Raw genomic sequence first — 14,674 nt, forward strand, 5'->3', positions numbered from 1 at the left:
AACCCGTTGACCTGGTCTGATGGTCCTTCAACAGGTCGGCCTGTGGACGCAGTCTGGACAACTTTCCGGTCCCCAGGGTGTGGACGCGAGAAAGTCGCCGAATCTGTGGAGGAAGACCGTAACCCGGCAGTTAATCGAACAGCCGTCGTCGAAGGACACCGTGCGGGAGAGAGCGCCGGACATGACGAAGGACGCCTCCGGATCGCTCCGGAGGCGCCCTCGACGCTGTGCGGCTGTCGCCTTGCGTGCCGGCGGCGGGCCGTCAGCCGTTCTTGATGCGGTTGGTGAGCTCGGTGACCTGGTTGTAGATCGAGCGCCGCTCGGCCATCAGATTCCGGATCTTGCGATCGGCGTGCATCACCGTGGTGTGGTCGCGGCCGCCGAACAGCGCGCCGATCTTCGGCAGCGACAGGTCCGTCAGCTCGCGGCACAGGTACATGGCGATCTGGCGGGCCGTGACGAGCGCCCGCCCGCGCGAGGTGCCGCACAGGTCCTCGACGGTGAGGCCGAAGTAGTCGGCGGTGGCACCCATGATCGCCGTGGAGGTGATCTCCGGAGCCGAGTCCTCGCCGCCGGGAATCAGGTCCTTGAGGACGATCTCCGTCAGGCCCAGGTCGACCGGCTGCCGGTTGAGCGACGCGAACGCCGTCACCCGGATCAGCGCGCCCTCCAGCTCACGGATGTTGCGCGAGATGCGGGAGGCGATGAACTCCAGTACCTCCGGCGGGGCGTTGAGCTGCTCCTGGACCGCCTTCTTGCGCAGGATCGCGATGCGCGTCTCCAGCTCGGGCGGCTGGACGTCGGTGATCAGACCCCACTCGAAGCGGTTGCGCAGCCGGTCCTCCAGGGTGACCAGCTGCTTGGGCGGCCGGTCGCTGGAGAGCACGATCTGCTTGTTCGCGTTGTGGAGCGTGTTGAAGGTGTGGAAGAACTCCTCCTGCGTCGACTCCTTGTCCGCGAGGAACTGGATGTCGTCGACGAGCAGGATGTCCATCTCGCGGTAGCGCTTGCGGAAGCTGTCGCCCTTGCCGTCGCGGATCGAGTTGATGAACTCGTTGGTGAACTCCTCCGAGCTCACGTACCGCACGCGCGTGCCGGGGTAGAGACTGCGCGCGTAGTGCCCGATCGCGTGCAGCAGGTGCGTCTTGCCGAGCCCCGACTCCCCGTAGATGAAGAGGGGGTTGTACGCCTTCGCGGGCGCCTCGGCGACGGCCACCGCGGCCGCGTGCGCGAAGCGGTTGGACGCGCCGATGACGAAGGTGTCGAAGAGGTACTTCGGGTTCAGCCGCGCGGTGGGCTCACCCGGGCCGGACGCCGGCGCGGGCTGCGCGGCGAGCGGACCGGGGGCGCCGGAGGCCGGAAGGTTCGAACCGACCGGCCCGCCGCGGTGCACATGACCGGAGCCCGGCGGCGGATCGGGCAGCTCGCGGCGCGGACCGCGGTCGTAGTCCGAACGCGGCTGGTCGTAGTCCGGGCGCTGCTGCTCGTACTCGGGCCGCGGCTGGTCGTAGTCCGGCCGCTGCTGCTCGTAGTCGGAGCGGCGCTGGTCGCGGTCGGGGCGGTTCCCGTCGTACGACGACCGGTCCACCGGCTGCGGGCGGTAGTCCTGGGACGGGGAGCCGTAGGAGTCCTGGCCGTAGGAGTCCTGGCCGTACGACTCCTGCGGCGAGGCGTACGGGTCCCGCTCGGGGAAGCCGAGGCGCTGCTGCTGCCAGCCGTACTCGTTCTGGGACGGGCGCGGCCAGCCGCCCGGCGCGGGCTCCGAGCGCTGGTACTCGCCGGGGTAGGCCGGGCGCGCGGTCGGCAGCGGGTCGGACGTGTGGTCGTCGGCGCGGTGCCGGCCGTAGCCCTCGTACGACGGGAGCTCCGGCTCCTCGTAGCGGGGCTGGGGCGACGAGGGCGGGGCCGGGGGCTCGCCCGCCGAGTCGTCGACGGTGATCGCGATGCGGATCGGGCGGCCGCACTCACGGGTCAGGGTCTCGCTGACGACCGGGGCCAGCCGGCCCTCCAGTACGCCCTTCGCGAATTCGTTCGGCACGGCGAGCAGTGCGGTGTCGGCGACCAGGGCGAGGGGCTGGCAGCGCCGGATCCAGTGCTCGTCCTTCGCCTCCACACCCTGCACCCGGCCCTCACCGAGGAGCTGCTCGAGTACTCGTGGCCACACTGCGGCAAGATCGGCAGGTACGTCAGCCACAGGGCACGCTCTCTCACGGGTCCCACGAACGTGTGATTGTGGGACGGGTCGGGATTCAATCGGGTGGAGTCAGAATCAGGGGGACAAGGGAACGAATCGGAGTTCCGTCACGGTAGTCAGCGCGACGGGTACGGTTCAAGTCGTTGTCCCCAGCCTGTGGATAGTGTCCCCCAGTCGCGGCTGGTTTGACCGGATGGCGTAGCCGCGCGTACCGTAACCAGGTCGAGTTGTCGATGGCTGCTGCCGCCTGCCTCCGATGGGCACAGGTCACGTCAGGTGATCGGATAGCGGTGCACTCGGGCGTAACTGCGAGCTACTCGTGGGCGCACGGTGACAGCCAGGACGGCACCCGCCACCACCGATTTATTACTGGAGCCCCCGAGTGAGCAAGCGCACCTTCCAGCCGAACAACCGTCGTCGCGCGAAGACCCACGGCTTCCGGCTGCGTATGCGCACCCGTGCCGGCCGCGCGATCCTCGCGTCCCGCCGTAGCAAGGGTCGCGCCCGTCTGTCCGCCTGATCCCGGTCAGGTCATGCCGTCGTGCTGCCCACCGAGAACCGGCTGAGGCGGCGCGAGGACTTCGCGACCGCGGTACGACGAGGGCGCCGGGCAGGACGCCCGCACCTCGTCGTCCATCTTCGTAGCGGTGCCACGGACCCGCATGCGCCTGGGGAGAGCGCTCCCCCGGCGCGTGCGGGTTTCGTCGTGAGCAAAGCCGTGGGTGGTGCAGTCGTGCGGAACAAGGTGAAGCGCAGGCTTCGCCATCTCATGCGCGATCGAGTCGACCAGCTGCCCCCCGGTAGCCTGGTAGTCGTACGAGCGCTACCCGGTTCGGGTGACGCCGAGCATGCACAGCTGGCCCGAGACCTGGACGCCGCTCTGCAGCGGCTCCTGGGAGGGGGCGCGCGATGAAGTACCCACTGCTGGCTCTGATCAAGCTGTACCAGTGGACGATCAGTCCGCTGCTGGGACCGGTGTGCAAGTACTACCCGTCGTGTTCCCACTACGGCTACACGGCCATCGACCGGCACGGTGCGATCAAGGGCACGGCGCTCACCGCCTGGCGCATCCTGCGATGCAACCCGTGGTCACTGGGCGGTGTGGACCATGTCCCGCCGCGCAAGCGTCCGCGGTGGCACGAGCTGCTGCGCAACGCATGGCGCGCACGCAAGGGCGGGCCCTCCGCCGCCGAAACGGCCATTGAAGAGAATGTTCCTTCGAGCCCGGCCGCAGAGACCTCGCCCCATGCCCAAGGAGCATGATTAGTGGACACGATTGCCAGCCTCTTCAGCTTCATCACGACACCCGTCTCATGGGTCATCGTCCAGTTCCACTCGGTGTACGGCGCCATCTTCGGCGAGGACACCGGGTGGGCCTGGGGCCTGTCCATCGTGTCCCTGGTGATCCTGATCCGTATCTGCCTGATCCCGCTCTTCGTGAAGCAGATCAAGGCCACCCGGGCCATGCAGACGCTCCAGCCCGAGATGAAGAAGATCCAGGAGCGCTACAAGAACGACAAGCAGCGTCAGTCCGAAGAGATGATGAAGCTGTACAAGGAGACGGGCACCAACCCGCTCTCCTCGTGCCTTCCCATCCTGGCGCAGTCGCCGTTCTTCTTCGCCCTGTACCACGTGCTCAACGCCATCGCGACGGGCAAGACGATCGGCGTCATCAACGACGATCTGCTCGCCAGCGCCCGTAAGGCGCACATCTTCGGTGCTCCGCTCGCCGCGAAGTTCACGGACAGCGCAGACAAGGTCTCCCAGCTCGGCGCCACGCTGATGGACGTCCGGGTCGTCACCGCGGTCATGATCGTCCTCATGTCGGCGTCGCAGTTCTACACGCAGCGCCAGCTGATGACCAAGAACGTCGACACCACGGTGAAGACGCCGTTCATGCAGCAGCAGAAGATGCTCATGTACATCTTCCCGGTCATGTTCGCCGTCTTCGGCATCAACTTCCCGGTCGGTGTCCTCGTCTACTGGCTGACCACCAACGTGTGGACCATGGGCCAGCAGATGTACGTCATCCACAACAACCCGACCCCGGGCTCCAAGGCCCAGGCCGCCTACCTGGACCGCCTGACCAAGCGCGTCACGCAGCACGGCAAGGTGCGCGGGCGCGGTGAGAAGGCCATCGTCAAGGCGATCGTCGCCAAGGGCCGTGACCGCAACGAGCACGAGCGCAAGTTCATCAACGGTCTCTCCAAGGCGAACCTGGCGGCGCAGCCCGACGGCACCGTGATCAAGAGCGAGGGCGCCGTCGCCACCGTGACCGAGGACGGCACCCCGGCCGGTGGTGCTCCCCGGCGCCAGCAGCCGAAGCGTCAGAGCAAGTCGCGGCGCCAGTCGGGCGCCCAGAAGCACTCCGACGAGCCGACATCCCTGCAGAAGTCCGACGAGCCGACGTCCCTGCAGAAGTCCGATGCGCCTGAGGACGCCAAGTCCGCCGCGGCCAAGAAACCCGCGCCGAAGTCCGCCGGTCAGGGTCGCAGCAAGGCCCAGTCCGGGCAGCGCAAGGGCGGTCCGCAGCGCCCCAAGTCCCCGTCCAAGAAGTAAGAAGGAGCCCATCCCGTGACGGAAGGCACCACCTCCGCCGCCGCCGAGGGTGCAGACACCCTGACCCGCCTGGAGCAGGAGGGCGAGATCGCGGCGGACTATCTCGAGGGTCTGCTGGACATCGCCGATCTCGACGGCGACATCGACATGGACGTCGAGGCCGACCGCGCCGCTGTCTCGATCATCAGCGACGCCGGCGGCCGCGACCTGCAGAAGCTGGTCGGGCGTGACGGCGAGGTGCTGGAGGCGCTGCAGGAGCTCACGCGTCTCGCCGTGCACCGGGAGACCGGGGACCGCAGCCGGCTGATGCTGGACATCGGGGGCTACCGCGCCAAGAAGCGTGCCGAGCTCTCCGAGCTGGGCGCCAAGGCCGCCGCCGAGGTCAAGAGCAGCGGCGAGCCGGTCAAGCTGGACCCGATGACGCCGTTCGAGCGCAAGGTCGTGCACGACGCGGTCAAGTCGGCGGGGTTGCGCAGCGAGTCCGAGGGCGAGGAGCCGCAGCGGTTCGTCGTCGTTCTGCCCGCCTGATCGGCCTACGTTCTCCCGGCCCCGTCTGCCCGCAGGCGGGGCCGAACTTTGTCAGCGATAGTTCTCGTGGTTCTGGTGCCGGCGCCTAGTGCGCCGCGCCGTACGGAAGGACGGTCCCCGTGACGGAGGCAGCGGAGCTTCCCCCCGCGCCCGAGCAGGCACGTGAGGTGTTCGGCGATCGCTTTGCGGATGCGGTCCGCTACGCCGAACTGCTCGCCGAGGCGGGTGTGCAGCGTGGCCTGATCGGGCCACGGGAGGTGCCTCGTCTGTGGGAGCGGCATCTCCTGAACTGCGCGGTGCTCTCCGAGGTCGTACCCGAGAACGTGACGGTGTGCGATGTGGGCTCGGGTGCCGGCCTCCCTGGTATCCCCCTGGCCCTGGTCCGGGAGGACCTGAAGATCACCCTGCTGGAGCCGCTGCTGCGGCGTACGACCTTTCTGACGGAAGTCGTGGAGCTGCTCGGGCTGGACCATGTGACCGTCGTGCGGGGTCGTGCCGAAGAGGTCATGGGGAAGCTGCAGCCGGTCCATGTCGTCACCGCGCGTGCCGTGGCCCCGCTGGACCGGCTGGCGACCTGGGGTATCCCTCTGCTGCGGCCCTACGGCGAGATGCTGGCCCTCAAGGGAGACACCGCGGAGGAGGAGCTGAAGAGCGCGGCCACCGCGCTGAGCAAGCTCGGTGCCGTGAGCACGTCCATCCTCCATGCGGGTGAGGGCGTGGTGGATCCGCCGTCCACGGTCGTCCGGGTCGAGGTCGGGGAGAGCCCGGGCGGTGTGCGTTTCGCGGCGAAGCGCGCCAAGGCAGCCAGGACGGGGCGCACCCGCCGACGCCGCTGATCCGTCCTGACGACCAGACGTACTCCACCCAAGCTGGCAAAGCTACCCATGCCGGAGTGTCGCGACAGTTCGGCCTCGGTCGCTGTGCATCGTGTTTCACGTGAAACGTCGCTCACTGTTGCACGGCATCATCAGCCGCGGCCGCGCTGCTGCCGAACCTCGAGATCGGAAGCCTCTCGGTTCTCTCGGAGAGGGTGTTCCTGACAACATTTCGTCCCCCGTGAGGGGCACGGAGTTGTCCACAGAGGTGGATTTCTCCACAGAACACCAGGCCTCACTGGTTCACGACCCCGAAGACATGGGAGGCTCTGTTCATTGCGAGCCTGAAGTCGAGGAGAGTGAATCCTTGCGGTCCGACGCCAACATCGCGGGACCGATGACCGATCCGGTCCCCGGTCCCCGTACCGAGTCGATGGGGGAGGATGTTTCACGTGAAACACCGCCCCCGATGGACGACACTCCCATCGGTCGTGCTGCCCAATTGGCGGTGGAAGCTCTGGGCCGCGCCGGCGAGGGCCTGCCACGGCCCGAGCAGACCCGCGTCATGGTGGTCGCCAACCAGAAGGGCGGCGTAGGCAAGACGACCACCACGGTCAACCTTGCCGCGTCCCTGGCTCTGCATGGCGCCCGTGTGCTGGTCATCGACCTCGACCCGCAGGGCAACGCATCCACGGCCCTGGGAATCGACCATCACGCCGAAGTTCCCTCGATCTACGACGTGTTGGTGGAGAGCAAGCCGCTGGCCGAAGTCGTCCAGCCGGTCCCCGACGTCGAGGGGCTTTTTTGTGCCCCGGCCACGATCGATCTCGCCGGTGCGGAGATCGAGCTGGTCTCGCTGGTGGCGCGGGAGAGCCGACTGGAGCGGGCCATCCAGGCGTATGAGCAGCCCCTGGACTACATCCTCATCGACTGCCCGCCCTCACTCGGCCTGCTGACGGTCAACGCACTGGTGGCTGGCCAGGAGGTCCTCATCCCGATCCAGTGCGAGTACTACGCGCTCGAGGGCTTGGGACAGCTCCTGCGTAACGTCGATCTGGTGCGGGGGCACCTCAACCCCGCCCTGCATGTCTCGACGATCCTGCTCACCATGTACGACGGCCGGACACGGCTGGCATCGCAGGTCGCGGACGAGGTGCGTAGCCACTTCGGCGAGGAGGTGCTGCGGACAAGCATTCCCCGCTCGGTCCGTATCTCCGAGGCGCCGAGCTACGGGCAGACGGTCCTGACCTACGATCCAGGATCGAGCGGTGCCCTGTCTTATCTTGAGGCGGCACGAGAAATCGCTCTGAGGGGCGTCGGTGTGAACTACGACCCGACGCAGGCTCATATCGGAGCCCAGAGCAACACGAACATGGTGGAGGGGATCCAGTGAGCGAGCGACGGAGGGGGTTGGGTCGTGGCCTCGGCGCGCTGATCCCTGCTGCACCGACCGAGAAGACTGTGCCCCCGCCGGCGCTGGGCGGCACTGCCGGCACGTCGCCGGTGGCTGTTCCGGTGCTGAGCGACCGCGGAGTGGCCGCGGCCAAGGTAGCGACACTGCCGCCTGTTTCACGTGAAACAGAGGAGCCGTCGGCGAACAACGCCGACGAGACACACTCCGCTCCCATGGGTGCTCACTTTGCTGAGATCCCTCTCGACGAGATCACGCCGAACCCGCGCCAGCCGCGTGAGATCTTCGATGAGGACGCCCTGCAGGAGCTTGTCACCTCCATCCAGGAAGTCGGCCTTCTCCAGCCGATCGTCGTACGTCAGCTCGGGCCCTCCCGCTACGAGCTGATCATGGGAGAGCGGCGCTGGCGGGCCTGCCGCGAGGCCGGCCTCGAGGCGATCCCGGCGATCGTGCGGGCCACGGACGACGAGAAGCTTCTCCTGGACGCCCTCCTGGAGAACCTGCACCGCGCACAGTTGAACCCGATCGAAGAGGCAGCGGCTTACGATCAGCTGCTGAAGGACTTCAACTGCACGCACGATCAGCTGGCGGACCGCATCGGCCGGTCCCGCCCCCAGGTCTCCAACACCCTGCGTCTGCTGAAGCTGTCCCCCAAGGTCCAGAACCGGGTGGCGGCCGGAGTCCTCTCCGCCGGGCACGCCCGGGCCCTGCTTTCGGTCGATGACCCGGAGGAGCAGGAGCGGCTCGCCTACCGCGTGGTGGCCGAAGGGCTCTCCGTCCGGTCCGTCGAGGAGATCGTGACGCTGATGGGCTCGCGCCCGCAGAAGGCGCCGCGCTCGAAGGGGCCGCGGGCGGGATCGGTGCCCTCGCCGGCGCTGTCCGACCTCGCTACCCGGCTCTCGGATCGTTTCGAGACACGGGTCAAGGTCGAGCTGGGTCAGAAGAAGGGCAAGATCACCGTCGAGTTCGCCTCTCCCGAGGACCTCGAGCGGATTCTCAGCACGCTGGCTCCGGGGGAGAAGCTCGCACTCCAGAAGAGCCTCCTCGGCGACGACGCCGAGAGCTGAGCCCAGAGCGACTCTGATCAGGCCAATGATCAGGTCGCTGATCGGGTTCTTCGGTCGTGAGTGCGGGTCGTGTCCGGTGTGCACCGGACACGACCCGCACTTTGCTTTTATGCGGTATCGAGGGAATCGCATCGTGGATACGATGCGTTCGGGTATGGCGCATCCACTGGGCAAGACCTCTAAGGGGAGGCGGGGTCCATGCGAACGGTGAGCCGCACCGGATTGGTGAGCGCGGCCCTGAGCCTGGGGGCGGTCGGCGGTTTCGTCGGCAGCCTGCTCAAGGAGCGGAGCGCCTTGACAGCCGCCCGCGACGCCGCGGGCGAAGGAAGCGAGGAACAGGCTTCATGGGGCGTCGGCTCGTACCGCTCACGCTGGACAACCTTCCAGACCTTCCCAAGCGCTGCCGCTCGTGCGTCTTCTGGGAGCTCGACCCGGTCAGCGGTGAGGCAGCGGTAAAGGCGGGGACCGCCGCTCTGGAGAAGGAAGCCTGGATCTCCGCCGTTCTCCTGGACTGGGGCTCCTGCGGCCGCGTCGTCTACGTCGACGAAGTTCCGGTGGGGTACGTGTTGTACGCGCCTCCGGCGTATGTCCCGCGCTCGACAGCGTTCCCCACGAGCCCGGTGTCCCCGGACGCGGTGCAGCTGATGACCGCGTTCATCCTGCCTGGCTATCAGGGGCAGGGACTGGGCCGGGTCATGGTCCAGACGGTCGCGAAGGATCTGCTGCGACGGGGCTTCAAGGCGATCGAGGCATTCGGGGACGCGAGGTGGAAAGAGCCCACGTGTGTGCTGCCTGCCGATCATCTCTTGGCTGTGGGCTTCAAGACGGTCCGGCCGCACCCCATGACGCCCCGTCTGCGGCTGGAGCTGAGGACGACCCTGTCGTGGAAGGAAGACGTCGAGATGGCGCTCGACAGGCTCCTCGGGGCCGTACAGAAGGAACCGGCGTTGCGGCCCCTCTAGGTGGCGTTCGTAGATGGCGTCCGGGCCGCGAGGCTATTCGATCCGTACCGCGGTGCCACGGGACACGAAAATGGGCCAACCCGAGAGGGTTGGCCCATTCGTGTTTCACGTGAAACATCACTCAGCGATGAAGTCCTCGAGGTCGCGGACGATCGCGGCCTTCGGCTTCGCGCCGACGATGGTCTTGGCGACCTCGCCGTTGTGGTAGACGTTCAGCGTCGGGATGGACATGACGCCGTACTTGGCGGCCGTACCCGGGTTTTCGTCGATGTTCAGCTTGACGATCTCGATCTTGTCCCCGTGCTCGGCGGCGATCGCCTCGAGGGACGGAGCGATCTGGCGGCAGGGACCGCACCAGGCGGCCCAGAAGTCCACCAGGACGGGCTTGTCGCTCTTGAGGACGTCCTGCTCGAAGGAGTCGTCGGTCACGTTCTTCAGGGTGCCGGCCACTGAGGGCTCCTTAACTAGTGATGCGTGGGGCGGGTGGGGTTCAGACTGCGGTCTTCTCGGGCTCGGCCTTCTCCTCGTCCGCCAGGGCGGCGAGGAAGCGCTCAGCGTCCAGAGCGGCGGAACAGCCGGTGCCGGCGGCGGTGATGGCCTGGCGGTAGGTGTGGTCCACCACGTCACCAGCGCCGAAGACGCCGGTGACGTTGGTGCGCGTGGAGGGGGCTTCCACCTTGAGGTAGCCCTCCTCGTCGAGCTCCAGCTGACCCTTGAACAGCTCCGTGCGCGGGTCGTGGCCGATCGCGATGAACAGACCGGTGACCGCAAGGTCCGAGAGCTCGCCGGTTTTGACGTTGCGCAGCTTCAGGCCGGAGAGCTTCTGCTCACCCTGGACCTCGGCCACTTCGCTGTCCCAGACAAACTTGATCTTCGGGTCGGCGAAGGCGCGGTCCTGCATGGCCTTGGAGGCACGCAGCGTGTCACGGCGGTGCACGATCGTCACGGACTTGGCGAAGCGCGAGAGGAAGGTCGCCTCTTCCATGGCGGTGTCACCACCACCGATGACGGCGATGTCCTGGTCCTTGAAGAAGAAGCCGTCACAGGTGGCACACCAGGAGACGCCGCGGCCCGACAGGGCGTCCTCGTTCGGCAGACCGAGCTTGCGGTGCTGCGAGCCGGTGGTGACGATGACGGCCTTAGCGCGGTGGACGGTGCCGGCGGTGTCCGTGACGGTCTTGATCTCACCGGTCAGGTCGACGTTGACGATGTCGTCCGGGACCAGCTCGGCGCCGAAGCGCTCCGCCTGGGCGCGCATGTTGTCCATGAGCTCGGGGCCCATGATGCCGTCCGGGAAGCCGGGGAAGTTCTCCACCTCGGTGGTGTTCATCAGCGCACCACCGGCGGTGACGGCGCCCTCGAACACCAGCGGCTTCAGCGACGCGCGCGCAGTGTAGAGCGCCGCCGTGTAGCCGGCAGGCCCGGAGCCGATGATGATCACGTTTCGGACGTCGCTCACGGCTGATTCCTCGTCTCTGGAATACGTCGTCGAACCGGTGGGAGCTCCCTTCAGAGCTCTCACCCCACCCAACGGATCCTAAGGGGCGCGCATTCCCGCTGTGTCAGGGCACACGGTGATGCCCCCTCTACGGGTTGCCACGCCGGAGGACGACCAATCGCCGGGTGTTCAGGAACGCGCGTAGGAGTCCGTCAGAAGGATCTCGGCCGCGCCCGCCGTCGGGTGCTTCACGCAGGTCGCATCCATCAGATAGGCGGTGACCCGGGTGACATCGGATGCATCCGGCAGGACGACGAGCAGGGCGTCCTTGCCCTGGTAGACGCCTTCCTCGGCAGCGAGCGCATTCTCGTCGCGGTCGATGCCCTTCTGGACGCAGTCCGGGACGTTGACCTCGCGCAGGATCTTCGGGCTCTTGGTGTCGACGCCGCCTTCCACACCCATGCTGCGGTTGGGGCCCCGCGAGGACGGTGCGGCCGGCGCCGTTTCATCGAGGAGGCCGGCGACCTTGCTCTCCAGCTTCGCTGCGGAGAACGTGTCGGAAGCCGTCTGATCCCCTTCGGCCGTGGGGCTGGACCCGCCGCCGTTCACCGCGAAGACCAGCAGCACCGACCCGAGACCCAGTCCGACGGCCGTGAAAGCGGCCCCCAGGGCCACCCTGCGGTTCCCCGCCCTCTTTCGGTCCTTGCGGCCGGGGCCCGTGGTCGACGGGCGTGCGCGTCCCGCGGGCCGGTCGGCTGCGGGCGATGTTTCACGTGAAACATGGGAGCCTGCGGAAGCGGGCCCGTCCTCGCCGTCCTCGCTCACAATCGCCGCGGAGGAATCACCCGGCGCCGCGGAACGAGCCAAAGACTCTGCCGCCAAGGCGGCATCGATACGTTCGGCGACACCATCGGGCATCCCCGAGGGGACCGGCACCGAGCCGAGCAGTCCCCGGATCTCCTCCAGCGAGTCATGGACGTCCGCACACAGCTCGCAGTCCTCCAGGTGCCGCTCTATGTCGGCGGCCCGGGACGGAGAGAGCAGGCCCTCGGTGAGGTCGGAGATCTCGGTGACGTCCGGGTGCCCGGCCTTGCCCGTCGTGGATGTCACGCTCGCCCACCTCCGCCCTTCACTGCGGCTGAATCACTCGGACCGTTGTCGCGTGGCTCCGTGTCCTGATCCGTGGTGGCACGTGGACCCGCTGCCGATGGGACGGATGTCCCCTGCGCCCGGTTCCGCCTCTCGCCGGAATCCTGGCCCGGGCGCTCGGGCCGTAGATGGGTGAGCAGAGGCAGCAGCCGGGCTCTGCCCCGCGCGCAGCGGCTCTTCACGGTGCCGGTGGGGACGTCCAGGACCTGGGCCGCCTCCGCGACCGGGTAGCCCTGCATGTCCACCAGGACGAGAGCCGCCTGCTGGTCGGGTGGCAGTGTGCCGAGCGCCTCGAGGAGCTGGCGGTGCAGATCGTTGCGCTCGGCGGGCGCCGAGGCCGACTCGTGCGGCTCCAGGAGCTGCTCGAGCCGTTCGGTGTCGTCGATCGGCGAGGTCTTCCGGGAGGCGGCCTTGCGGGCGCGGTCCAGGCAGGCGTTCACCGTGATCCGGTGCAGCCATGTGGTGACGGCCGACTGGGCACGGAAGGTGTGGGCGGCCCGGTAGGCGGAGACGAGGGCGTCCTGGACGGCGTCGGCGGCCTCCTCGCGGTCCCCGAGCGTGCGCAGTGCCACCGCCCAGAGACGGTCGCGGTGGCGTCGCACGATCTCGCCGAAGGCGTCGGGGTCGCCCGCCACGTGCAGGGCGAGGAGGTCCTGATCGCTCGCGTCGCCGTGAGCGGTGCGATCTGTCACGCGGACCCCTCCCCTGGGACGCAGTCAGCCGGCGAACTTCACTTCGGTGATGGCCTGCTTGTATCCAGGCTGACTGTAGTTGGTGGAGTCGGCGCCGGAGTACGGCATCGCGGTCAGCCACACCAGCACGTAGCGGGTCTTCACCGGCTTGTCGACGGTCACCTTGGCGGAGATGCCGCTCGTCGTCGCTCGGCCCAGCTCCTTCATCGAGCTCAGCGGCGTGGACGAGTCGAGTGTGTTGGTGGCGAAGAACTGGACGGTGGTGTGATCGCCGCCGTACCGGAGGGACAGCGTGGCGGCCGACACCTCCTGCGCGGAGCCGAGGTCGTAGACGATGCCGACGCCGGGCTTGATCACTATCTTCGGACCGTCCTTGTAGCTGTTGGTCCGCCATCCCGTCGACGCGTTGTTGTCGTACGTCAGGTCGACGTCGTTGGGGTGCTGGGCGTCGCCCCCGGCCACGTACTCCTGGGAGCCCGTGATCTTGAGCGGCTTGGACGGCTTGTTCTTGCCGCCGTTCTTCTCGCCGCCGTCGTTCGTCTGTGTCTGGTTGGGGTCGTCGGACTGCTTGCCCCGGTCCATGAGGGCGTCGGCGAGCTGCCAGCTGCCCAGGCCCAGGGCGGCGATCAGGAGGGCCGAGACGGCCCACTTCAGGGCCTTGCCGGTGCGGCTCTGCAACGGGGGCGGCGGGGTGGGCATCGACTGCGTGGCACCCGGAATGGGCGACGGACGGCCGTAGGTGCCCTGCTGGTAGGTCGTGCGCTGGTAGTCCGGTGGGGCGGTGAACGCGGGCTCCGGCGGGCGGATGCGGGGCATCTCGCCGATGGCCTTCACCAGCTCCTCCGGAGTGGTGCAGGCGGCCTCGTGGCGGGAGGCGGTCGCGCCGTCGTTGGCGAGCGCGCGCATGGCGAGCTCGGACAGCCCGCGGTGGACACCGGCCCGCACCTGGTCCGGGGCGATCAGCCCGACGTCCTTCGGGAGCCCGGACAGGCCGTAGGCGTCGCTCTCGTAGGGCCAGCGCTGGGTGAGCGAGGCGTACAGCAGGGCGCCGATGGCCTCGGTGTCCGCGCGCTGCGGGGTGTCGGAGCTGATTCCCCGCAGGGCGGCGTTCACCGCGAGGCCGCGGATGCGCCACTGCCCGGTGGACGTACGCAGCACGGCGTTCGGGTTGAGGCGCAGATGGGCCAGGCCCTCACGGTGCGCGGCGGCCATGGCGGCGGACACCTGCGTGACCATCTGGTAGGCGTCGTACACCTCCAGCGGGCCCGCGGCGAGGAGGGTCGTCAGCTCGGTGGCGTCGGGGAGCCATTCGTGGACGACGTAGACGACGTCGTCCTCCTCGACGGCGTCGAGGACCTGGACGAAGCGGGGGTCGCCGAGCAGCGCGGAGGAGCGGGCCGCGGCCAGCACGGCACGGGCCCGCGCATGGTCCGCGGGCAGGATGTGGACGCCGACGGCGCGACGCAGTTTCTCGTCGACGGCACGCCAGCTGCTGAAACCGTCCAGACGGGTGACGCACTCCTCCAGGCGGTAGCGTCTGGCGAGCTTGTGACCGCTGTGCAGCTCGGGCGCCGAGGCCTTCCCGGGGCCCTCCGGCCCGCCACTCCCCTGTGCCTCGTCGATGTCCGTGCCCCGCTCCCGATTCGTGGCCACCCCGTCGGCCGTGGACGACTCGTCCGCCTGAGCGGTCAGCGGCTCGTCACCGCTGTTGTCTGCCACGTCGACGGCAGCCGTGCTCCGTTCCGCCACCGTCGTTCCTGCCTCCCCATTCAATGCGCGCCGCCACACCTCGTGCGCGCCGTCCGACGCCGAACCAATTGTGCCCACAGTCCGCCGCTATGCACGACACACGATGACGG

The 14,674-nt window shown here is 68.2% G+C and carries 15 protein-coding genes; 9 read left to right on the forward strand and 6 right to left on the reverse strand.

What is annotated here, in order from left to right:
• Nucleotides 1–262 precede the first annotated feature (262 nt).
• On the reverse strand, nt 263–2,194 hold the full coding sequence (gene dnaA / locus ABZ899_RS29215) for a chromosomal replication initiator protein DnaA (RefSeq protein WP_361351542.1): 1,932 nt from the start codon (nt 2,192–2,194) through the stop codon (nt 263–265).
• Nucleotides 2,195–2,576: 382 nt separating this feature from the next.
• Between dnaA and rpmH the strand changes: the two genes are divergently transcribed.
• The 9 genes from rpmH to ABZ899_RS29260 all read left to right on the forward strand — a co-directional run bounded on the left by rpmH (nt 2,577) and on the right by ABZ899_RS29260 (nt 9,536).
• Complete coding sequence (rpmH, locus tag ABZ899_RS29220; RefSeq protein ID WP_003956500.1) at nt 2,577–2,714, forward strand: 50S ribosomal protein L34; 138 nt, start codon at nt 2,577–2,579, stop codon at nt 2,712–2,714.
• Between the two features lie 21 nt (nt 2,715–2,735).
• On the forward strand, nt 2,736–3,107 hold the full coding sequence (rnpA, locus tag ABZ899_RS29225; protein ID WP_361351545.1) for a ribonuclease P protein component: 372 nt from the start codon (nt 2,736–2,738) through the stop codon (nt 3,105–3,107).
• Nucleotides 3,104–3,457 carry a membrane protein insertion efficiency factor YidD gene (gene yidD, locus ABZ899_RS29230; RefSeq protein ID WP_055621059.1) on the forward strand — a complete coding sequence of 118 codons (354 nt, stop codon included), beginning with the start codon at nt 3,104–3,106 and terminating at the stop codon, nt 3,455–3,457. Before rnpA ends, yidD begins: the two co-directional genes overlap by 4 nt.
• A gap of 3 nt (nt 3,458–3,460) precedes the next feature.
• Nucleotides 3,461–4,753, forward strand: a complete 1,293-nt coding sequence (gene yidC, locus ABZ899_RS29235; RefSeq protein WP_361351548.1) for a membrane protein insertase YidC — start codon at nt 3,461–3,463, stop codon at nt 4,751–4,753.
• Nucleotides 4,754–4,768: 15 nt separating this feature from the next.
• A complete protein-coding gene (locus ABZ899_RS29240) occupies nt 4,769–5,281 on the forward strand; it encodes a R3H domain-containing nucleic acid-binding protein (RefSeq protein WP_361351551.1) in 513 nt (170 codons plus the stop codon).
• Nucleotides 5,282–5,400: 119 nt separating this feature from the next.
• Nucleotides 5,401–6,117: a 16S rRNA (guanine(527)-N(7))-methyltransferase RsmG gene (gene rsmG, locus ABZ899_RS29245; RefSeq protein WP_361351554.1), complete on the forward strand. Its 717-nt coding sequence runs from the start codon at nt 5,401–5,403 to the stop codon at nt 6,115–6,117.
• Between the two features lie 298 nt (nt 6,118–6,415).
• Nucleotides 6,416–7,489 (forward strand): ParA family protein, encoded by a 1,074-nt coding sequence (locus ABZ899_RS29250; protein WP_361351628.1) that lies wholly within the window; start codon nt 6,416–6,418, stop codon nt 7,487–7,489.
• Nucleotides 7,486–8,574: a ParB/RepB/Spo0J family partition protein gene (locus ABZ899_RS29255; RefSeq protein ID WP_361351556.1), complete on the forward strand. Its 1,089-nt coding sequence runs from the start codon at nt 7,486–7,488 to the stop codon at nt 8,572–8,574. Before ABZ899_RS29250 ends, ABZ899_RS29255 begins: the two co-directional genes overlap by 4 nt.
• Before the next feature lie 344 nt (nt 8,575–8,918).
• A complete protein-coding gene (locus tag ABZ899_RS29260; protein ID WP_361351558.1) occupies nt 8,919–9,536 on the forward strand; it encodes a GNAT family N-acetyltransferase in 618 nt (205 codons plus the stop codon).
• A gap of 117 nt (nt 9,537–9,653) precedes the next feature.
• Here the strand turns inward: ABZ899_RS29260 and trxA are convergent, their stop codons facing one another.
• The 5 genes from trxA to ABZ899_RS29285 all read right to left on the reverse strand — a co-directional run bounded on the left by trxA (nt 9,654) and on the right by ABZ899_RS29285 (nt 14,564).
• Complete coding sequence (trxA, locus tag ABZ899_RS29265; RefSeq protein ID WP_361351561.1) at nt 9,654–9,986, reverse strand: thioredoxin; 333 nt, start codon at nt 9,984–9,986, stop codon at nt 9,654–9,656.
• Nucleotides 9,987–10,026: 40 nt separating this feature from the next.
• Nucleotides 10,027–10,995: a thioredoxin-disulfide reductase gene (gene trxB, locus ABZ899_RS29270; RefSeq protein ID WP_361351564.1), complete on the reverse strand. Its 969-nt coding sequence runs from the start codon at nt 10,993–10,995 to the stop codon at nt 10,027–10,029.
• Between the two features lie 168 nt (nt 10,996–11,163).
• Complete coding sequence (locus tag ABZ899_RS29275; protein WP_361351567.1) at nt 11,164–12,084, reverse strand: zf-HC2 domain-containing protein; 921 nt, start codon at nt 12,082–12,084, stop codon at nt 11,164–11,166.
• On the reverse strand, nt 12,081–12,815 hold the full coding sequence (gene sigM, locus ABZ899_RS29280) for an RNA polymerase sigma factor SigM (protein WP_361351569.1): 735 nt from the start codon (nt 12,813–12,815) through the stop codon (nt 12,081–12,083). Before sigM ends, ABZ899_RS29275 begins: the two co-directional genes overlap by 4 nt.
• A 24-nt stretch (nt 12,816–12,839) precedes the next feature.
• Complete coding sequence (locus ABZ899_RS29285; RefSeq protein ID WP_361351572.1) at nt 12,840–14,564, reverse strand: protein kinase family protein; 1,725 nt, start codon at nt 14,562–14,564, stop codon at nt 12,840–12,842.
• Nucleotides 14,565–14,674: the final 110 nt, after the last annotated feature.

It is taken from the genome of Streptomyces sp. NPDC046859 (genome assembly GCF_040645135.1).
Classification (GTDB): domain Bacteria; phylum Actinomycetota; class Actinomycetes; order Streptomycetales; family Streptomycetaceae; genus Streptomyces.

Coding starts and splice junctions, on each gene's coding strand:
- yidD (WP_055621059.1), top strand. CDS start 3,104: ATGAAGTACCCACTGCTGGCTCTGATCAAGCTGTACCAGTGGACGATC.
- ABZ899_RS29250 (WP_361351628.1), top strand. CDS start 6,416: ATGGGAGGCTCTGTTCATTGCGAGCCTGAAGTCGAGGAGAGTGAATCC.
- ABZ899_RS29260 (WP_361351558.1), top strand. CDS start 8,919: ATGGGGCGTCGGCTCGTACCGCTCACGCTGGACAACCTTCCAGACCTT.